This window comes from Streptomyces typhae (assembly GCF_009755605.1).
GTDB lineage: Bacteria > Actinomycetota > Actinomycetes > Streptomycetales > Streptomycetaceae > Streptomyces > Streptomyces typhae.
In genome coordinates this window covers 72138-91558 of the sequence record NZ_WPNZ01000013.1, presented here as the reverse complement: position 1 = coordinate 91558, position 19421 = coordinate 72138, and the positions used below count along the sequence as shown (strand labels likewise).

Genomic DNA, 19421 nt, shown 5'->3' with positions numbered 1-19421 from the left:
AGACCCGCACGGGACCGGGAACCGTGCCCTTCACCGGGCGCACCGGGACCGGCAGCAGTGGACGACAGCTCAGTGGACGCCAGATCACTGGACGACAGACAGGACAGCGCACCGTGGCAGAGACCGCCCGCACCTCCGTCTCCCGCCTCCGCAGCGACGGGAGTTCCACGGACGGCACCGCGGACGCCAAGCGCCGTTACGGCAACCGGCCGACCATGAAGGACGTCGCCGCCCGCGCGGGCGTGGGCCTCAAGACGGTCTCCCGCGTCGTGAACGGCGAGCCCGGCGTCACGCCCGACACCGAGCGGCGGGTGCAGGAGGCCATCGAGGCGCTCGGTTTCCGGCGCAACGACAGCGCGCGGGTGCTGCGCAAGGGCCGTACGGCGAGCATCGGTCTGGTCCTGGAGGATCTGGCGGACCCGTTCTACGGTCCGCTGAGCCGCGCCGTCGAGGAGGTCGCCCGCGCGCACGGGGCGCTGCTCATCAACGGCTCGAGCGCCGAGGACCCGGACCGGGAGCAGGAGTTGGTGCTCGCGCTGTGCGCGCGCCGCGTCGACGGGCTCGTGATCATTCCCGCGGCCGACGACCACCGCTATCTGGAGCCGGAGATCGCCGCCGGGGTCGCCACCGTGTTCGTCGACCGGCCGCCGGGGCGCATCGACGCCGACGTCGTCCTCTCCGACAGCTTCGGCGGGGCCCGGGACGGTGTCGCGCACCTCATCGCGCACGGCCACCGCCGCATCGGCTTCATCGGCGACCAGCCGCGCATCCACACCGCGATAGAGCGGCTGCGCGGCTACCGCGCGGCCATGGCGGACGCGGAGATCGAGGTCGACGAGTCCTGGGTGTCGCTCGGGCCCACGGACCCCGAGCGGGTGCGGCACGCCGCCGAGGCGATGCTGACGGGGGCGTCGCCGGTGACCGCCGTCTTCGCGGGCAACAACCGCGTGACGGTGACGGTGGTACGCGTCATCGCCGCCCGCACGCGTCCGGTGGCCCTCGTCGGCTTCGACGACATCGAGCTCGCCGACCTGCTGAGTCCCGGCGTGACGGTGGTCGCGCAGGACGCGGCGCAGCTGGGCAGGACGGCGGCGGAGCGGCTGTTCCGTCAGCTCGACGGGGCCTCGGACGCGCCGGAGCTGATCGAGCTGCCCACGCGCCTGATCACGCGGGGGTCGGGGGAAGTGCCGCCCGCGGGCTGAGCACCGGCAGCGTCACCTCCCAGGTGTCCGCGGCGTAGTGCAGACCGAAGCCGTGGGAGGTGTACAGGCCGAGGGCGCCCGTCGCGTTCTCCGTGTCGACGCCGAGGCCGATGGTGTCACGGCCCCGCGCCGCGTACACCGCGCAGGCGTGGCGCAGCAGATGGCCCCCGACGCCCTTGCCGCGGGCGGACGCGCGCACGCCGAGGTTGCGGACCCAGGCCATGGCCTCGCGGTCGTCGCGGGTCAGGACGACCGCCACGTCGCCCGCACCGTCGAGCGCGGCGATCCAGGCGAGCGACCAGTCCATGCCCGCGCCCAGGTCGTCCAGGAACTGGCGGTAGCCGCGCGGCTGGTGGTCGTGGTGGGCGGCGAACGTCTCCTCGACCAGGGCGTGCGCGCGGCGCCGGTCCGCCTCCGCCTCGCAGCTCCGCAGGGTCAGTCCGGGCGGCGGGACGGGGGCCGGGTCGGCTTCGGGCGTGAGCGGCCTGGTCAGGACGTGGTAGCGGCGGACGGTGCGCCAGCCGCGGGCGGTGAGCCGCGTCCGGTCGAGCGTGGAGCGGCTGTTGAGGGTGAGATGGACGACGGCACGGGCCGCGCCGTTCTCCCCCGCGCGTTCCGCCGCCCGCCCCTCGATGGCGGCGAGCAGCCGCTCGCCCGCGTCCTGGTGGCCGGGCAGGACGTAGTGGTCGGCGTCGATGCGCTCGGCCCCCGAGTCGTCCCACAGCAGCCCGTACGAGACGAGCCTGCCACCGCGGAACGCCAGCCAGGAGTTGCGACCGAGATCGGCCTCGGGGTGCACGAGGTCGGTCTCGACACTGCCCAGATCGGTCTCGGCACGCCCGACTTCCACCAGGTCGACGGCGTTGAGCAGGGCGCAGATCTGGGGGGCGTCTTCGGGGGTCGCGGGGCGGATGGTCGGTGGGGGCGGGGGGACGACGGCTGGCGGGGCGGCTACCGGGTCGGCTCCCGGGCAGGCTATCGGGCCAGCTGCCGGGCCGGCCGACAGTACGGCTGCCGCATCGGCCTTCGCGTCGCCCGTCGCGTCGGCCGTCGGTCGGGCCGGAGGGGCGGCCACCGGCTCGGCTGTGGCGCCGCTCGCCGGATCGGCCGGGAGGACAGCTGCCGGTTGGGGCGGAGGGACGGCTGCCGGGTCGACCGTGGCGTCGCCCGTCGCGTCGGCCGTCGGTCGGGCCGGAGGGGCGGCCACCGGCTCGGCTGTGGCGCCGCTCGCCGGATCGGCCGGGGGGGCAGCTGCCGGTTGGGGCGGAGGGACGGCTGCCGGGTCGACCGTGGCGTCGCCCGTCGCGTCGGCCGTTCCGTCGTATGTCGATGCGTCGGCCGTTCCGTCGTATGTCGACGCGTCCGCCGCGTCCGCGTACTTCCTCGCGTCGTCCATTGCGCCAGGGTCCGCGCCCTGCGGTGGCGGTCGCAACCGGATTTATCCGGGTTCGGAGGGGGCGCTGAGCCCGCGGGCTCAGCAGACCGGCAGGCCCGGCAGGGGTTTGTCGTTGTCGCCGCCCTGGATGTAGACGCCGCTCACGAACACGTTCGTGTTGCCGCTGTCGTCGTCCGTCTTCGCCCACCAGACGTTCGTCCACTGGCCGTGGGTCTCGCGGCGGCCCAAGTTCTGCTGGCAGTAGAAGTAGTTGGTGCCCGCGTTGAGGGTGCCCGCCGTGGCGCCCGCCGCCGTGTACGACGTCGAGGTCCGCCACACCGAGCAGTTGAACTTGCCGCCGCCCGCCGGGTGGCAGACCGGCGTCTGGCTGTCGGCCCCGGAACCCCCCTTGCCGGGGTCCTTCGGGTCCTTGGAGCGGGTGGCGGGCCTGTCGGACGAGTCCTTCGAGGAGTCCTTGGAGGAGTCCTTGCCGGAACCCTCGCGGTCGCCCGCCGAGCCGTCGCCCTTCCCGTCCTCACCCCGCTCGCCGTCGCCCTTGCCCCCGCGCCCGGCGTCCTCGGCGGGCTTCGGCTTCCCGTCGCCGAGGCCGGATGGCTCGGAGTCGTCCGCCGGGTCCATCGCGCCCCGGCTCCCGTCGGAGCCCGGCTCGGCCGGACCCCCGGGTCCCCCGGCCTCCTGTCCGTCCTGCGCCCGGTCCTTCTTGTCGTCGCCGCCGGACAGCGCCGCCACGGTCACGCCCGTCGCGGCCAGGACCACGGCCACGGCCGCGGCGGCCAGCAGCGCCCTGCCCCTGCGGGGCCGGGCCGCCCGCGCGGCACGGCGCCCCGAGGGCTCCGGAGCGAGCACCGGTATGGTCCCGCCGGGCGGCGGCCCGGACCGGCCCGGCATCCCGGTAGCCGGCATCCCGGTAGCCGGTATCCCGGCGGCCGGTATCCCGGCGGCCGGTGCCCCCGCACCAGGAGGCGGCCCGAACCCCGGCGGCGGCACGGTCGGCACATGCCGCGCCGTGGGCTCATGCTCCCCGGCCCAGGCACCGTCCTCGCCAGTACCAGTACCAGCACTAGCGCCAGCACCTCCACCAGCACCAGCACCCTCGGGCAAGGAAACCGCCACCCCCGAAGCCACCTGCTCCAGCAGCCGCCGCGCCCCCGCCGCGTCCGGCCGCGTCAGCGGATCCTTGTCCATGAGCATGCGCAGGACGGGCATGAGCGGCCCCGCCCGGAGCGGTACGGGCAGCGGCTCGACCACGATCGCGGTGAGCGTGGACCACGTCGACGTACGGCGGAACGGCGAAGCGCCCTCCACGGCGGCGTACAGCGTCGCGCCGAGCGCCCACACGTCGGAGGCGGGTCCCGGCTCCTGGCCCTGGGCGCGCTCAGGCGCCAGATAGTCCAGGGAGCCGACGAGTTCGCCGCTGCGCGTCAGGTGGGTGGCGGAGCCGTCGCCGGGGTCCTCCATGGTGGCGATGCCGAAGTCGGTGAGGACGACGCGGCCACCGGTCTCCAGGAGGATGTTGCCGGGCTTCACGTCGCGGTGCAGGACACCGGCGCGGTGGGCGGCGGCCAGGGCCTCCATGACCTTGGCGCCGACGGCCGCGGCCGCGCGCGGGTCCAGCGTGCCGCGTTCGCGCAGCACGTCGTCCAGGGACGGCCCTTCGACCAGCTCCATGACGATCAGCGGCCGCCCTTCGACCTCCGCCACGTCGTGCACGGCGACGACCCCGGGGTGGCGCACCCGGGCCGCGGCACGGGCCTCGCGCTGCATCCGCAGGCGCAGGCCGGCCAGTTCGGGGCCTTCCGCGTCCGTGTAGGTGCGCAGTTCCTTGACCGCGACCTCGCGGTGCAGCACCTCGTCGACGGCGCGCCACACCACGCCCATGCCGCCGCGGCCGAGTTGCGCGAGGACGCGGTAGCGCCCCGCGAGGAGCCGGCCGACCCCGTCCGTCTGTCCCTGTTCCCCCGTAGACACCGCTGCCCCGTCCCCGTCCCTGACCCTGTGATGCCGTCACGCTCGTGTTGTGGCGTACAGGGTACGGGGCAGCGGTGACAGCGGATGCCCGAGGTGCGGGCGCCCGCACCTCGGGACCAAGGCATATGCCGCCAGGGGCCAGGCCGTCACTTGCCTCCGGGCGTGAGGTCGCCGCGCCGCGGGCCCGCGTACACCTGGAGGCCGGCGAGGGTGAGCCCGGTCAGGCGGGTGACCTCGTTGGTGTCGAGGGCGCCGCAGTCCAGGCCGCGCAGCAGATAGCCGGCGAGGGCCTTCGCGGTGGCGGGCTCGTCCGCGATGTCGCCGCCCGTCCGGTTGGCGTAGGCGGCGAGACGGGCCGCGGCCTGCGCGAAGCCCTCGCGGTAGAAGGCGAAGACGGCGGCGTACCGGGTCGGGATGTGGCCGGGGTGCATGTCCCAGCCCTGGTAGTAGGCGCGGGCCAGGGCGCGCCGGGTCAGGCCGTAGTGCAGCCGCCAGGCGTCGTGGACCTTGGTGGTGGAGCCGACGGGCAGCACGTTCGTGGAGCCGTCGGACACGCGCACCCCGGTGCCCGCGGCGGCGACCTGCATGACGGCCTTGGCGTGGTCGGCGGCGGGGTGGTCGCTGGCCTGGTACGCGGCGGAGACGCCGAGGCAGGCGCTGTAGTCGAAGGTCCCGTAGTGCAGGCCGGTGGCGCGGCCCTCGGCGGCGTCGATCATGCGGGCCACGGCCGCGGTGCCGTCGGCGGCCAGGATGGACTGGCTGGTCTCGATCTGGATCTCGAAGCCGATCCGGCCCGCGGCGAGCCCGCGCGCCCTCTCGAACTCCTCCAGGAGCCGCACCATGGCGGTGACCTGCTCGGCGTACGTCACCTTGGGCAGCGTGAGGACGAGCCCGTCGGGCAGGCCGCCCGCGTCCATCAGGCCGGACAGGAAGACGTCGAGGGTGCGGATGCCGCGGTCGCGCACCGCCGCCTCCATGCACTTCATGCGGATGCCCATGTACGGGGCGGCCGTGCCGTTCGCGTACGCCTCGGAGATCAGGCGGGCCGCGCGGGCGGCGTGGGCGTCCTCGTCGGCGTCGGTGCGCCCGCCGTAGCCGTCCTCGAAGTCGACGCGCAGGTCCTCCACGGGCTCGCGCTCCAGCTTGGCGCGCACGCGCGCGTACACGGGCTCGGCGAGTTCGTCGGCGAGGCCGAGGACGGCGGCGAAGGAGGCGGCGTCGGGGGCGTGCTCGTCGAGGGCGGCGAGGGCCCGGTCGCCCCAGCTGCGCAGGGTGTCGGCGGCGAACTGCTCACCGGGTACGTAGACGGTGTGCACGGGCTGGCGGGTGCCGGGGTCTCCGGGGTAGCGGCGTTCGAGCTGCGCGTCGACCGGGGCGAGCGAGGCGCTGATGCCCTCGCTGACGGCACCCGCGAGGCTCGTGGACACCTTCTCCTGCTGACCCATCCGTGCACCCTCCACAGTCGTTTCCGCTTGCCGGAATCATGAATCCGTATGGTGAAGTTATCCGTGCACCTTCGCGCTGGTCAACACCTTCTCGTGTGCCGGACCCCGCGCGTTCACGCGTGTCTCAGCTACCACCGCCACACTCCGATGGGCACACTCCACAGCGAGCGCGCGCCCGCCGGACGCCCCGGCTGCGGGTGGCCGGATCACGCGCGCGCCCTCGCCGGGCCCCGCTCCGGACACCATCCTGGCCACACCGCCCCGGCCACACCGCGACCGAACGAAGGAGACCGCGTGCCGACAGAGACCCGAGTGACCCGCCGTTCCGGCCTGCAGACCGCTGCGGCCGCGGCGGCCGTCACGGTCCCGCTGCTCGCGACCGCGCTTGCGGCGACGCCCGCCCACGCGTCCCAGCGGCCGGGCCGCCGCCTGGAGGTGATGTCCTTCAACCTCCGCTACGCGGGCGCCACCCCGCCCAACACCTGGGCCGACCGCAGGCCCGTGACGCGGGAGCTGCTGCGGCGGGCACGACCGCACGTGGTGGGTTCCCAGGAGGGTCTGTACGGGCAGGTCCTCGACATCGCCGAGGACCTCGGGCAGCACTACGAATGGGTCGGCACGGGCCGCGCGGGCGGCAGCCGCGACGAGTTCATGACGGTCTTCTACGACCGGCGCAGGCTGCTGCCCGTCGCCTACGACCACTTCTGGCTCTCGGACACGCCGGACGTGATCGGCTCCAACACCTGGGGCGGCGGCTCGATCCGCATGGTGACCTGGGTCCGCTTCCTGGACCGGCGCACGGACGACGAGTTCTACTTCCTCAACACCCACCTGGACAACCACAGCCAGTACGCACGTACACGTGCCGCGCATCTGATCACCGACCGCATCAGTGTCCTCGACCGGTCCCTGCCGCTGATCGTCACGGGGGACTTCAACGTCGCGGCCCACAAGAACCCGGTGTACGAGACGATGCTGGGCGCCGGCCTGGTCGACACCTGGGACGCCGCGGACGAGCGCAGCAAGCAGTACGCGACGTTCCACGGCTACAAGCCGCTGGTGCCCGACGGCGACCGCATCGACTGGATCCTCGCGACCCCGGCGGCCCGCGTGCACGCGGCGGCGATCAACACGTTCTCGCTCGGCGGCCAGTTCCCGAGCGACCACCTGCCGGTGCAGGCGAGCCTCACGCTGTGAACGCGGGCGGCCCGCCGCTGTGAACGCGGGCGGCCCGCCGCTGTGAACGCACACGCCCGCACGCCGTGAACGCACGCGCCCCCGCCACCGCACGCGGCGGCAGCGGGGGCGGGGGCCGCAGGGGTCAGCCCTTGCGGGACTTGACCTCTTCGGTGAGCTGCGGGACGACCTCGAAGAGGTCGCCGACCACGCCGTAGTCGACCAGGTCGAAGATCGGGGCCTCGGCGTCCTTGTTGACGGCCACGATGGTCTTCGAGGTCTGCATGCCGGCGCGGTGCTGGATCGCGCCGGAGATGCCGGAGGCGACGTACAGCTGCGGCGACACGGACTTGCCGGTCTGGCCGACCTGGTTGGAGTGCGGGTACCAGCCGGCGTCGACCGCGGCGCGGGAGGCGCCGACGGCGGCACCGAGCGAGTCGGCGAGCGCCTCGATGATCGCGAAGTTCTCGGCGCCGTTGACACCGCGGCCGCCGGAGACCACGATCGCGGCCTCGGTCAGCTCCGGGCGTCCGGTCGACTCGCGCGGGGTGCGCGAGGTGACCTTGGTGCCGGTGGCCTGCTCCGAGAACGACACGGACAGGGCCTCGACCGCGCCCGCGGCGGGGGCGGCCTCGACCGGGGCCGAGTTGGGCTTCACGGTGATGACCGGGGTGCCCTTGCTGATCCGGGACTTGGTGGTGTACGCGGCCGCGAACACGGACTGCGTCGCCACCGGACCCTCGTCACCGGCCTCCAGGTCGACGGCGTCGGTGATGATGCCGGACTCGATGCGGACCGCGAGGCGCGCCGCGATCTCCTTGCCCTCGGCGGACGAGGGCACGAGCACCGCGGCCGGGGACACGGCGGCGTGCGCGGCCTGCAGTGCGTCCACCTTCGGTACGACCAGGTAGTCGGCGAACTCGGGGGCGTCGGCGGTGAGGACCTTGACCGCGCCGTGCTCGGCGAGCGTGGCGGCGGTGGCCTCGGCGCCGGCGCCGAGGGCGACGGCGACGGGCTCGCCGATGCGGCGGGCCAGCGTCAGCAGCTCCAGGGTGGGCTTGCGGACGGCGCCGTCGACGTGGTCGACGTAGACGAGAACTTCAGCCATGGGACTTCAATCTCCTGCGGGTACGAAAGATCGCCAGTGACGAGCGGGATGGGGTCGGGTGACCGAAGCTCGGATGAACTTCTGGCCCGCGGGGCAGCGTCTAGATGAACTTCTGCTCCGCGAGGTAGGCCGCGAGCTGCTTGCCGCCCTCGCCCTCGTCCTTGACGATCGTGCCCGCGGTGCGCGCGGGGCGCTCGGTGGCGGACTCGACCTTGGTCCAGGCGCCTTCGAGGCCGACGGTCTCGGCGTCGATGTCCAGGTCGTCCAGGTCGAGCGACTGCACCGGCTTCTTCTTGGCGGCCATGATGCCCTTGAAGGACGGGTAGCGGGCCTCGCCCGACTGGTCCGTCACGGACACGACGGCCGGCAGGGACGCCTCCAGCTGCTCCGAGGCGGTGTCGCCGTCGCGGCGGCCCTTGACCACGCCGCCCGCGCCGCCCTCGACGGACACCTCGGAGAGCAGCGTCACCTGCGGAACGCCCAGACGCTCGGCGAGGATCGCGGGCAGCACGCCCATGGTGCCGTCCGTGGAGGCCATGCCGGCGATGACGAGGTCGTAGCCGGTCTCCTCGACGGCCTTGGCGAGCACCAGCGAGGTTCCCATGACGTCCGTGCCGTGCAGGTCGTCGTCCTCGACGTGGACGGCCTTGTCGGCACCCATCGAAAGGGCCTTGCGCAGCGCGTCCTTGGCGTCCTCGGGACCGACGGTGAGGACCGTGATCTCGGCGTCGTCGTCCGCCGCCTCCTTGATCTGCAGGGCCTGCTCGACCGCGTACTCGTCGAGCTCCGAGAGCAGGCCGTCCACGTCGTCGCGGTCGACGGTCAGGTCCTCGGCGAAGTGCCGGTCGCCGGTGGCGTCGGGCACGTACTTCACACAGACAACGATCCTCAAGCTCACGCCGGCTCTCCTACTGCATCGTCATTACTGGGCTGCTGCCTTGGCAACGGCTACTGCCTTCCTGCAGGCAGCATATGCGCCTCAAGCGGCGGATCCCGGTCGGGGCGGCCGCCGCCCCCACCGGAATATTACTCATGAGTACACCCAGTATGTTCCCGCTGAGCAAGCGCTTTGAACTGTGACCTTCGCAACGCTCCGTAACCGTGCGCACCACCCGTCACCGGGCACGCCTCAGTCGCGCAGCGCGTTGAAACGCCCCTGGTGGTAGAGGAGCGGGCGGCCCGCCCCCGCGGGGTCCCCGACGACGGCCTCGGCGAGCACCACCCGGTGGTCGCCCGCGGGCACCCGCGCCACGATCCGGCACACCAGCCAGGCGAGCACGCCGTCGAGCACGGGCACGCCGTGCGGCCCCTCGAACCAGCGCGTGGGCGCGCCGAAGCGGTCGGCGCCGCTGCGCGCGAAGGTGGCGGCGAGGTCCTGCTGGTGTTCGCCGAGGAGGTGCACGCCGACGTGTTCGGCCCGGGACACCGCAGGCCAGCTGGAGGCGCCGGTGCCGATGCCGAACGAGATCATCGGCGGCTCGGCGGAGACCGACGTGAGCGAGGTGGCGGTGAAGCCGACGGGGTCCTGGCCCCGGGCGGTGATCACGGCGACTCCGGCCGCGTGCTGCCGGAAGACGGAGCGCAGCAGCTCCGGTCCTGCGAGCCTGTGGGTGGAGAGATCGGGCGTGGCCGTCATGGAGTTGTGTCCTTCTGCAGGAGGTACGAGCGGGTCCGTGGCTGCTCAGCGCCGACAACAGCGCGCGCTGGCATGGCGCGCGAGGTCCACGTGGACACGCTCGAAGAGAAGGAGCTCCGGGGGCATGTCAGCAGGCTGACGACAGATGGCATGTGCAGTCAAGTGCGTACCGGGATGTGAAAGATCCGTCACGTGAGTGTGCACAGGGGCACGTGTCACCACCGGGGTCCGGTTCAAACCGCCGCCCCCAGTGCCGCGATCACGTCCGCCTTGCGGGGCTGTCCCGCCGCGCGGCGCACGACGCGACCGTCGGCGTCGAGCACGAGGACCGTCGGTGTGCTGTCGACGCGCAGCGCGCGGACGAGGTCGAGGGCGCCCTCCGCGTCGATCTCCACGTGCGCCACGCCGGGCACCATGGCGGCGACGTCCGCGAGGACCCGCCGCGTGGCCCGGCACGGCTGGCAGAAGGCGCTGGAGAACTGCACGAGGGTGGCCTTCGCGCCCAGCTCCGCCCCGAGTTCACCCGCTCCGAGCCGTTCCCCGTGCGCTGCTGTCACGCCCCTGCCACCTTTCGCCCCTCCTGCCGCTCCCCGGCGGGGAGCGTCGACCCGCCCCTGGCCCCGGGGCACCGCATACGTCTTTACTTGGAGCACCCGCACCCGCGGAAAGATTCCGACGTGACGAGAATCTCCTGAGATACGGGCACCACCGCTGGCCTGCCGCTCGTTCTTGGGGCACGATCTGGCGGAGCCGTAGACCCTACGGATCCGTAACTTAGCTTTGTGCCAAAGGCCGCTCCTCTGGCAGAGACGAAGGGCCCTCCCCACCCATGGCAGAACTCGTCTACCGACCGGTCGTCGGCGCCGCCAAAACCTTCTTCAAGGCCCTGGACCTGAAGATCGACTGCAAGGGCTCCGAGAACATTCCGCGTGCGGGCGGGGCGGTCCTGGTCAGCAATCACATCAGCTACCTGGACTTCATCTTCGACGGCCTCGCCGCGCTGCCCCAGAAGCGCCTGGTGCGCTTCATGGCCAAGGAGTCGGTGTTCCGCCACAAGATCTCGGGCCCGCTGATGCGGGGCATGAAGCACATCCCGGTGGATCGCAAGCAGGGTGAGACGGCCTACGCCCACGCCCTGGAGTCGCTGCGCTCCGGCGAGATCGTCGGAGTCTTCCCCGAGGCGACGATCTCGCAGTCGTTCACGCTGAAGTCCTTCAAGTCGGGCGCCGCGCGCCTCGCCCAGGAAGCGGGCGTCCCGCTGATCCCGATGGCGCTGTGGGGCACGCAGCGGCTGTGGACCAAGGGGCACCCGCGCAACTTCAAGCGGCAGCACATCCCGATCACGATCCGCGTCGGCGAGGGCATCGAGGCGCCCAAGGACCAGTACGCGGGCGCGATCACCCGGCGGCTGCGCGAGCGCTGCCAGGAGCTCCTGGAGGCCGCGCAGCGCGCCTACCCCGTACGCCCGAAGGGCACGGACGACACCTGGTGGATGCCGGCCCACCTCGGCGGCACGGCCCCGACGCCCGCCGAGGTCCGGGCGGCCGAGGCGGCCGGCTGAGCCACCCGGGAGCCCGGACCCGGCGCACGGGGACGCGGATCCGGCTCACGGAGATCCGGATGCGGCTCAGGGGGCCCCAGGCCACGGCTCAGCCGAGGGGCGCGTGCACGGTGATCCGTGCCCCGGGGCTGACCTTCGCGAGCAGCTCGGCGAGTTCGGCGCCCGCCGCCTGAAGGCCCGCGTCCGGGCCCATGCCCTCGAGCAGGAAGATCGCGTTCACGCTCTCCTCGGTGAGCCGGGTGCGGGGTCCCTGCCGCCAGTTCCAGCGGCGGCACGTGACGCCCCGCTCGTCGCACCAGACGACCTCACCGGGTTCGGGGTGCTCGACGGTCCGCTCCCCCGCCGCCGCGGTCACGAAGTCCTCGTCGCCGCTCGCGCGCACGAGCCGCATGCCGCCCTCGACGAGGTCCAGGTCCTCACCGCCGACGGGGACGAGCCGGGCGACGCTGACCGCGTTGTAGACGTCGACGAGGGCGTTGATCCGCGGCAGCCCCCCGTCCGCGAGCGCCCGCTTGGCCAGCGCCTCCGCGGAGTTGCGGGTGCGCGAGGGCTTGGCGCCGAAGGCCGTGTACGCGGCGCGCCAGGCGGCCATGTGCGGGTCCTCGTGCGGGGCGCGCCCGTCGAGGCGGGCGGCGAGGCGGCGAGCCGCGTCGTCGAGCAGCGCCGACGTGCCGTCCGTGCTGGGGCCGTTGACGAGGTCGTACGCCTCGATCGCGACATGGGAGAAGCCGGGCGCGAGCGTGCGCACCTCGTCGGACACGGTCAGGGTGAGCGTCATGGTCTGCCTAGGTTCGCGGAAGTCGACGGAAGTACAGCATAGGGCACCACTCAGTGCACCTCACTGAACTTTTCCTGCCCGGGCAGCTCGTCGGGCAGCGTCTTCCACAGGTACGGCCGGTCCGGGGCCCGCATGAGGGCGTCCAGGACCACGGGGTGGGGCGCGGCGAACAGCGTCGGGTGGTCGACCTCTCCGGCCGCCGCGTCGACGGGGAACGCGAGGCGCTCACCGGTCAGGGAGAACTGCGCGTCCACGCCCGCCTTGTTGCCGCGGCAGTCCTGCCGGTGCCAGGCGTCGTCGAGACGCACGGCGACGAGGCCGTGCAGGACGAAGCCGCTGCCGTCGTCGTGCGTCAGGCGCTGGTAGCACAGCGCCGTGGGGATGCGCTCGGCGCGCAGCAGCGCCGCGAGGGCGTGGGCCTTGGCGTGGCAGATGCCGGTGCGCTGCGCGAGGACGTCGGAGGCGCGCCAGGTGACCCGCATGTCACCGGCGTCCGCGGAGTGCGGGATCGTGTCGCGGACGAACTCGAAGGCGGCGCGGGCGTAGGCGTGGGCGTCGGGGGCGTCCGCGGACAGGCGGGCCGCCGTGTCCCGCACCAAGGGGTGGGTGTGGTCGATGGCCTCGTCCGCGGCGAGGTACGCCGAGAGGTCCGGGGTGTGCTGGATCAGCTCCATGGGCGGCGAGCATAGGAATGCGGCCGATCAGCAGTCAATGACTTTTCGATCGGCCGCATACCTATGCGTCATCGCGGATGGCAGTTGACCGCGGACGGTGTCAGCGCGCCATCTCTTCCTTCAGCGCCGCCACGAAGGCGTCCACGTCGTCCTCGGTGGTGTCGAACGCGCACATCCAGCGGACGTCGCCGGCCGCCTCGTCCCAGAAGTAGAAGCGGAAGCGCTTCTGGAGCCGCTCGGCGGCGTCGTGCGGCAGGCGCGCGAAGACGGCGTTGGCCTGGACCGGGTAGAGGATCTCCACGCCGTGCACCGCGCGGACGCCCTCGGCGAGGCGCTGGGCCATCTCGTTGGCGTGCCGGGCGTTGCGCAGCCACAGGTCCTTGGCGAGCAGCGCCTCCAGCTGCACCGAGACGAACCGCATCTTGGAGGCCAGCTGCATGGACAGCTTGCGCAGGTGCTTCATGTGGCGCACCGCGTCGTGGTTCAGGACGACCACGGCCTCGCCGAACAGCGCGCCGTTCTTCGTCCCGCCGAGCGAGAGGATGTCGACGCCGACCGCGTTCGTGAACGTCCGCATCGGGACGTCCAGGGACGCGGCGGCGTTGGCTATCCGCGCGCCGTCGAGGTGCACCAGCATGCCGAGGCCGTGGGCGTGTTCGACGATGGCGCGGATCTCGTCCGGGGTGTAGAGGGTGCCGAGTTCGGTGTTCTGGGCGAGCGAGACGACCTGCGGCATCGCGCGGTGCTCGTCCTCCCAGCCGAACGCCTGCCGGTCGATCAGCTCGGGGGTGAGCTTGCCGTCGGGCGTCGGCACGGTGAGCAGCTTGATGCCCGCGACCTTCTCCGGCGCGCCGCCCTCGTCGACGTTGATGTGCGCGCTCTCCGCGCAGATCACCGCACCCCAGCGGTCGGTGACCGACTGGAGGGCGACGACGTTGGCGCCGGTGCCGTTGAAGACCGGGAAGGCCTCCGCGCCCGCGCCGAAGTGCCCGCGGATCACCTGCTGGAGGTGCGCAGTGTAGTCGTCCTCGCCATAGGCGATCTGGTGGCCGCCGTTGGCGACGGCGAGCGCGGCGAGGACCTCCGGGTGCGCGCCCGCGTAGTTGTCGCTGGCGAAGCCGCGGGTCGCCGGGTCGTGGTGGCGGCGTGCGTCGGTCCTCGGCGGATTCACGGCTTCTCGGTCAGCCACAGACGGTTTCCGTTCACTTCCTGGGCGGGCCGCTCCCAGACTCCGGTGATGGCCTCGGCCAGCTCCTTGACGTCGGTGAAGCCCGCGAACTTCGCGCTCGGCCGCTCCGCCCGCATCGCGTCGTGCACCAGCGCCTTCACCACCAGGATGGCAGCCGCGGCGCGCGGCCCCTCGTCGCCCCCGGCCTTGCGGAAGGCGTCCCCGAGGGCGAGCGTCCAGGCCTCCGCCGCGGCCTTGGCCGCCGCGTACGCCGCGTTGCCCGCGGTCGGCTTGGACGCGCCCGCGGCGCTGATCAGCAGGTACCGGCCGCGGTCGCTGCGCTGGAGGCCGCCCTGGAAGGCGAGCGAGGTGTGCTGCACGGTGCGGACGAGGAGGTCCTCCAGGACGTCCCAGTCGCCGAGGTCGGTCTCGGCGAAGGAGGCGCTGCCGCGCCAGCCGCCCACGAGGTGCACCAGGCCGTCGATCCGGCCGAACTCCTTCTCGGTGCGGTCGGCCCAGGCGCGGGCCGCGTCCAGGTCGAGCAGGTCGACGGTGTCACCGGTGACGGTGGCGCCGCCGTGCGCGTACCGGGCCGCGTCCACGGCCTCCGCGAGCCGGGCGGCGTCGGCGTCGGACGCCACCACGGTCGCGCCGGCCTCCGCCAGCCTGAGCAGCGTCGCACGCCCCGCGGGGCCGGCTGCGCCGGCGACCGCGACCACGGCTCCGTCAAGTGCGGACATGGTCCTCGCCTCCTTGGTGCGGCCGCTCACGCGGCGACCTGCTCGACTCCCGAGCCCGCGGTGATCCCCTTGGTGGAGGCGATCACGGCCTTCAGCTTCTTGGAGAGCGCCTCATAGAACATGCTGAGCGGAAACTCGTCCGGAAGCACCTCGTCGACCAGTTTCCGCGGCGGCAGCGAGGTGTCCAGTGCGTCGGGGCCCTTGGCCCAGCGGGATCCGGGGTGCGGGGAGAGATAGGTCGAGACCAGTTCGTACCCGGCGAGCCAGTGGACCAGCTTCGGGCGGTCGATGCCGTCGCGGTAGAGCTTCTCTATCTCGGCGCACAGCTGGTTGGTGACCTGCGGCGCGCGCTCCCAGTCGATCCTCAGCTCGTTGTCGGTCCAGCGGACGACATCGTGCTTGTGCAGGTACGCGAAGAGCAACTGACCGCCGAGACCGTCGTAGTTGCGCACGCGCTCACCCGTGACCGGGAAGCGGAACATCCGGTCGAAGAGCACCGCGTACTGCACGTCGCGGGCCTGCGTCACGCCGTCGGACTCCAGCTTCACGGCCTCCTTGAACGCCGTGAGGTCGCAGCGCAGCTCCTCAAGGCCGTACATCCAGAACGGCTGCCGCTGCTTGATCATGAAGGGGTCGAAGGGCAGGTCGCCGTGGCTGTGGGTGCGGTCGTGGACCATGTCCCACAGGACGAAGGCCTCCTGGCAGCGATCCTGGTCCGCCAGCATCGCGCGGACGTCGGCGGGCAGCGAGACGCCGAGGATGTCCACGGCGGCCTCGGTGACGCGGCGGAAGCGGGCCGCCTCGCGGTCGCAGAAGATGCCGCCCCAGGTGAAGCGCTCGGGGGCCTCGCGCACCGCGATCGTCTCGGGGAAGAGGACGGCCGAGTTCGTGTCGTACCCGGCGGTGAAGTCCTCGAAGGTGATGCCGCAGAACAGCGGGTTGTCGTAGCGCGTGCGCTCCAGCTCGGCGAGCCACTCGGGCCACACCATGCGCAGCACGACCGCCTCGAAGTTGCGGTCGGGGTTGCCGTTCTGCGTGTACATCGGGAACAGCACGAGGTGCTGAAGTCCGTCCTCGCGGCGGGCCGCGGGCTGGAAGGCGAGCAGCGAGTCCAGGAAGTCCGGCACCCGGAAGCCGTCGTCCGCCCAGCGGCGCAGGTCGGCCGTCAGCGCCTCGTGGTACGCCGCGTCGTGCGGGAGCAGTGGGGCGAGCGCCAGCACCGCGGAGATCATCCGGCCGACCGCCCGCTCGGCGGTGGCGCGCGTCGGGGCGCCCTCGGCCTCGAAGTCGATCGAACCGTCCTTGGACTGCCAGGGCCTGACGTCCTCCACGGCACTCTTGAGTTCCGGCCAGGCCGGGTGGTCCACCACTCGTCCGTCGACGTGGTCACCCACGCCCTTCGCCGCCGTCTGCACAAGAATTTCCGTCATGACCCATCCTCCACGGGAGAACCTCGCGTATGGACACCGTATGTGTGCGAGGTTCTCGGCCACAAGAGGAGATCCGGGAAATTATCCTGCCCCACCCCCAGATCCACCGCTGTTTTTCCTGCCCCTCACGGCCGCAGCACTCGCTTCCGCCACTGTTTCCCGGTAAGTGCGCGGGGAATCGGCCTCGGAATCCGGCCGCGTCAACTCCGTGCCGACGCGCCCACCCAAGGGTGAGGCGGCTCGCGATCACCGGTGCCGCGGCGGTAGGACGGGCCGGGTCCGACCGCTCCGCCCGAGAGGGGCCGCGAACCCTTGAGCACCCGCGCCGTCCTAGTCGCCGCCCTCATCACCGGTCTCGTCCTGGGCATCGTCGGCACCAGACCGGACGACTCCACTCCGTCGCGCAGGGACGGTCCCATCGCGGAGGCGGGCCATTAGGCTGCGGGCTTGCCGCGTGGTCGTGAGCCGCCGCACCACGGGCATCCGAGCCGCCGTCGACGGAAGCGAGTGAACCTTGAACTTCGTCACCATCGGTCATCGCGGTGTCATGGGTGTCGAGCCCGAGAACACCCTGCGTTCGTTCGTCGCCGCGCAGGCCGCGGGCCTCGACATCCTCGAACTCGACCTGCACCTGAGCAAGGACGGCGCCCTCGTCGTCATGCACGACGCCGATGTGAGCCGCACCACCGACGGCGAAGGCGCCATCGCCGACAAGACGCTGGCCGAGCTGCGCGACCTCGACGCGGGCGACGGCGAGCGCGTCCCCGTCTTCGAGGAGGTCCTCGACGCCGTCACGGCGCCGTTGCAGGCCGAGATCAAGGACGTGGCGGCCGCGCGGGCGCTCGCCGAGATCATGAACGAGCGCGATCTGACCGGCCGCGTCGAGGTGCTCTCCTTCCACGACGAGGCGATCGCCGAGATCGCCAGGCTCGTCCCCGGCGTACGGACCGCGCTCGTCGCCAGCCGGTACGGCACGGACGTCGTGGAGCGCGCCGCGGCGGTCGGCGCAGGCACGCTCGTACTGAACATCCGGCGCCTGACGCCGGAGATCGTGGAGCACGCGCGCAAGGCCGGTCTGCGGATCATCGGCTGGGTCGTGAACACCCAGGACGACCTGCGGCTCGTGCGCGCACTCCAGCTGGACGGCGCGACGACGGACTATCCGGAGATCAAACGCACGGGCCGCTTCACCGCCTGAGACCGGCGGGCGGACCGCGCCGCGGGCACGGCGGTCAGCCGACCTCCTCGGCCCGGAGCCCGATCTCCTTGACCAGGAGCTCGAACTGGAGGTCGTCGCGCTGCGGGACGCCGAAGCGCTCGTCGCCGTACGGGAAGGGGGACATCTCTCCCGTACGGCGGTAGCCGCGCCGCACGTACCAGGCGATGAGCTCCTCGCGCACGGAGATCACCGTCATGTGCATCTCGCGCACGCCCCACGCCTCGTGCGCGGTCCGCTCCGCCTCCGCCATGATGACCTTGCCGAGGCCGGCGCCCTGGAGCGCCGGGCTGACGGCGAACATCCCGAAGTAGGCGTGCTCGCCCCGGTGTTCCAGCTGGCAGCAGGCGACTATGCGGCCCGCGCGCCGTACGGCGAGCAGCTTGCTGTCCGGCGACGTGATGACGGCGGCGACGCCCTCGGGATCGGTGCGCTGCCCTTCGAGGATGTCCGCCTCGGTCGTCCACCCGGCCCTGCTGTCGTCCCCGCGGTACGCCGACTCGATCAGCGCGACCAGTTCGTCGACGTCGGCCTCGGTGGCGTCACGGAAGCTCAGGTCGCCGTGGGTGCTCGGGCGGGGGGCGGTATGCATGGGGGCGTGTCTCCGATCTCCGGTGCCGCGGCGGCTGCCGGGCCCCGGCTGCGGCGGGTGTCCGTGCGGCGGGCGGCGCCCACGGCGGCGCACCTCCCGCCCCACCCCGCGCACCACCACACCCAGGCTGAGGGTAACGCGGGACTAAGGTCTGTCCGATGGTGCACGTACTCAGCAGCAGGATCCTGCTCCGCCCCACCGACCCCGAGCGGTCCCGCGCGTTCTACGGCGGCGACCTCGGCCTCGCCGTGTACCGCGAGTTCGGCACCGGGCCCGAGCGCGGCACGGTCTACTTCCTCGGCGGCGGCTTCCTGGAGGTCTCCGGCCGCGCCGAGCAGCCCGCGTCGCCCGCGGTGCGGCTGTGGCTCCAGGTGGCCGACGTGCGGGCCGCCCACGAGGAGCTTGCGGCGCGCGGCGTCGACATCCTCCGCCCGCCGGTCCAGGAGCCCTGGGGCCTGGTCGAGATGTGGATCGCGGACCCCGACGGCACCCGGATCGCGGTGGTGGAGATCCCCGAGGACCATCCGCTGCGCTACCGGCCCTGAGCCAGGAGCCGCCAGCGCCCGTTCGCGCTCCCGCCGTACCCCCGTGCGCTCCCGTACGCCGCCCCGCGGCCGGGCATCGACCCTCACGACGGCATGCCCGCGATCGGGGAGGTGCCCCATGCACGGACCGGGGTCGGCGAGCTGGCTGCTCGTGGCGCTCTGCGCGGGGAGCGGCGCGTACTGCCTGCTGCGCATGCGCAGCGGCGCCGAGGAGCAGCGGCGCACCGCCGGGGGCGAGGCGCTGATGGGGTTCGGTATGGCGGTGATGGCGCTGCCCGCGGCCGTGCTCGACCCGCCGCGGGAGGTGTGGCTCGGCTATGCGGCGGTGTTCGCGGCGGCCGGGCTGCGGACGGCGTGGCCGGCCGGGCGCGGTCCCCGGCACCTGCGCCGCGCGCGCAGCCCGCGCCATCTGCATCACGCCGTGGGCGCGCTGGCGATGGTGTACATGTCGGCGGCGATGGTCACGGCCCCCGGCGGGCACGCGGCCGGGCACGGCGGTGCCGGGGTCCCCGCGGTGACGGGCGCGCTGCTGCTGTACTTCGCCGGGCACGTGCTCCTGTCCGGGGCGCGGCTCGCACCGGTGGGCGGGGCCCCGGGCACCGGTGCGCCGGACCTCGGGACGCCGGGCCACCGCCGACCGCCGCTGGAGTCGGTCGGCGGCTGGGCCGACCGGCCGGAGCTGGTCCTGGTGTGCCGCCTCGCGATGAGCATGGGGATGCTGGCGATGCTGCTCGCGCTCTGAGGGCTCCGCCGTGGCGTACGTCACTTGCGGTGGCTGACCGTACC

The 19421-nt window shown here is 72.8% G+C and carries 20 protein-coding genes; 7 read left to right on the top strand and 13 right to left on the bottom strand.

What is annotated here, in order from left to right; all coding sequences use genetic code 11:
- The first annotated feature begins 215 nt into the window (after positions 1 to 215).
- Positions 216 to 1202 (top strand): LacI family DNA-binding transcriptional regulator, encoded by a 987-nt coding sequence (locus GPA10_RS23665; protein ID WP_058851220.1) that lies wholly within the window; start codon positions 216 to 218, stop codon positions 1200 to 1202.
- Here GPA10_RS23665 and GPA10_RS23660 read toward each other — a convergent pair.
- The 3 genes from GPA10_RS23660 to GPA10_RS23650 all read right to left on the bottom strand — a co-directional run bounded on the left by GPA10_RS23660 (position 1165) and on the right by GPA10_RS23650 (position 6011).
- Entirely contained in the window at positions 1165 to 2115 is a 951-nt protein-coding gene (locus GPA10_RS23660; RefSeq protein WP_343041284.1) for a GNAT family N-acetyltransferase, read from the bottom strand. The genes GPA10_RS23665 and GPA10_RS23660 overlap by 38 nt on opposite strands.
- A gap of 561 nt (positions 2116 to 2676) precedes the next feature.
- On the bottom strand, positions 2677 to 4566 hold the full coding sequence (locus GPA10_RS23655; RefSeq protein WP_343041258.1) for a serine/threonine-protein kinase: 1890 nt from the start codon (positions 4564 to 4566) through the stop codon (positions 2677 to 2679).
- 146 nt (positions 4567 to 4712) lie between these two features.
- The gene (locus tag GPA10_RS23650; RefSeq protein ID WP_157167249.1) at positions 4713 to 6011 is read right to left on the bottom strand and encodes a DUF6986 family protein; all 1299 of its coding nucleotides are present in this window, start codon (positions 6009 to 6011) and stop codon (positions 4713 to 4715) included.
- Positions 6012 to 6305: 294 nt separating this feature from the next.
- On the opposite strand from GPA10_RS23650, the gene GPA10_RS23645 reads away from it, so the two are divergent.
- Positions 6306 to 7208, top strand: coding sequence for an endonuclease/exonuclease/phosphatase family protein (locus GPA10_RS23645; RefSeq protein ID WP_058851115.1), 903 nt, complete (start codon positions 6306 to 6308; stop codon positions 7206 to 7208).
- Positions 7209 to 7332: 124 nt separating this feature from the next.
- Here GPA10_RS23645 and GPA10_RS23640 read toward each other — a convergent pair whose 3' ends face one another.
- The 4 genes from GPA10_RS23640 to GPA10_RS23625 form a co-directional block, all read right to left on the bottom strand.
- Complete coding sequence (locus GPA10_RS23640) at positions 7333 to 8295, bottom strand: electron transfer flavoprotein subunit alpha/FixB family protein (protein ID WP_058851114.1); 963 nt, start codon at positions 8293 to 8295, stop codon at positions 7333 to 7335.
- Between the two features lie 100 nt (positions 8296 to 8395).
- Positions 8396 to 9193, bottom strand: a complete 798-nt coding sequence (locus tag GPA10_RS23635; protein ID WP_079086839.1) for an electron transfer flavoprotein subunit beta/FixA family protein — start codon at positions 9191 to 9193, stop codon at positions 8396 to 8398.
- A 231-nt stretch (positions 9194 to 9424) separates the two neighbouring features.
- Positions 9425 to 9931, bottom strand: coding sequence for a flavin reductase family protein (locus tag GPA10_RS23630; RefSeq protein ID WP_058851112.1), 507 nt, complete (start codon positions 9929 to 9931; stop codon positions 9425 to 9427).
- A gap of 233 nt (positions 9932 to 10164) precedes the next feature.
- Positions 10165 to 10488, bottom strand: a complete 324-nt coding sequence (locus GPA10_RS23625; protein ID WP_058851111.1) for a TlpA family protein disulfide reductase — start codon at positions 10486 to 10488, stop codon at positions 10165 to 10167.
- A 272-nt stretch (positions 10489 to 10760) separates the two neighbouring features.
- Between GPA10_RS23625 and GPA10_RS23620 the strand changes: the two genes are divergently transcribed.
- The gene (locus tag GPA10_RS23620; protein WP_058851110.1) at positions 10761 to 11492 is read left to right on the top strand and encodes a lysophospholipid acyltransferase family protein; all 732 of its coding nucleotides are present in this window, start codon (positions 10761 to 10763) and stop codon (positions 11490 to 11492) included.
- Positions 11493 to 11580: 88 nt separating this feature from the next.
- On the opposite strand, the gene GPA10_RS23615 is transcribed toward GPA10_RS23620, so the two are convergent.
- The 5 genes from GPA10_RS23615 to GPA10_RS23595 form a co-directional block, all read right to left on the bottom strand.
- Positions 11581 to 12270, bottom strand: coding sequence for a B3/B4 domain-containing protein (locus GPA10_RS23615; RefSeq protein WP_157167247.1), 690 nt, complete (start codon positions 12268 to 12270; stop codon positions 11581 to 11583).
- Positions 12271 to 12320: 50 nt separating this feature from the next.
- Positions 12321 to 12944, bottom strand: coding sequence for a transglutaminase domain-containing protein (locus GPA10_RS23610; protein ID WP_157167246.1), 624 nt, complete (start codon positions 12942 to 12944; stop codon positions 12321 to 12323).
- Positions 12945 to 13044: 100 nt separating this feature from the next.
- Positions 13045 to 14115, bottom strand: a complete 1071-nt coding sequence (locus GPA10_RS23605) for a threonine aldolase family protein (protein WP_058851107.1) — start codon at positions 14113 to 14115, stop codon at positions 13045 to 13047.
- Positions 14112 to 14852: an SDR family NAD(P)-dependent oxidoreductase gene (locus tag GPA10_RS23600; protein ID WP_157167245.1), complete on the bottom strand. Its 741-nt coding sequence runs from the start codon at positions 14850 to 14852 to the stop codon at positions 14112 to 14114. Before GPA10_RS23600 ends, GPA10_RS23605 begins: the two co-directional genes overlap by 4 nt.
- 26 nt (positions 14853 to 14878) lie before the next feature.
- On the bottom strand, positions 14879 to 16282 hold the full coding sequence (locus tag GPA10_RS23595; protein WP_157167244.1) for a DUF6421 family protein: 1404 nt from the start codon (positions 16280 to 16282) through the stop codon (positions 14879 to 14881).
- Positions 16283 to 16594: 312 nt separating this feature from the next.
- Between GPA10_RS23595 and GPA10_RS43440 the strand changes: the two genes are divergently transcribed.
- Together GPA10_RS43440 and GPA10_RS23590 are read left to right on the top strand one after the other, a co-directional pair.
- Positions 16595 to 16720: a hypothetical protein gene (locus GPA10_RS43440; RefSeq protein ID WP_277819685.1), complete on the top strand. Its 126-nt coding sequence runs from the start codon at positions 16595 to 16597 to the stop codon at positions 16718 to 16720.
- Positions 16721 to 16796: 76 nt separating this feature from the next.
- The gene (locus tag GPA10_RS23590; RefSeq protein WP_157167243.1) at positions 16797 to 17480 is read left to right on the top strand and encodes a glycerophosphodiester phosphodiesterase; all 684 of its coding nucleotides are present in this window, start codon (positions 16797 to 16799) and stop codon (positions 17478 to 17480) included.
- Positions 17481 to 17514: 34 nt separating this feature from the next.
- Here the strand turns inward: GPA10_RS23590 and GPA10_RS23585 are convergent, their stop codons facing one another.
- Complete coding sequence (locus GPA10_RS23585) at positions 17515 to 18090, bottom strand: GNAT family N-acetyltransferase (protein ID WP_157167242.1); 576 nt, start codon at positions 18088 to 18090, stop codon at positions 17515 to 17517.
- A 158-nt stretch (positions 18091 to 18248) separates the two neighbouring features.
- On the opposite strand from GPA10_RS23585, the gene GPA10_RS23580 reads away from it, so the two are divergent.
- A complete protein-coding gene (locus GPA10_RS23580) occupies positions 18249 to 18635 on the top strand; it encodes a VOC family protein (protein WP_157167241.1) in 387 nt (128 codons plus the stop codon).
- Positions 18636 to 18753: 118 nt separating this feature from the next.
- Positions 18754 to 19377, top strand: a complete 624-nt coding sequence (locus GPA10_RS23575) for a DUF5134 domain-containing protein (RefSeq protein ID WP_157167240.1) — start codon at positions 18754 to 18756, stop codon at positions 19375 to 19377.
- Positions 19378 to 19421 lie beyond the last annotated feature (44 nt).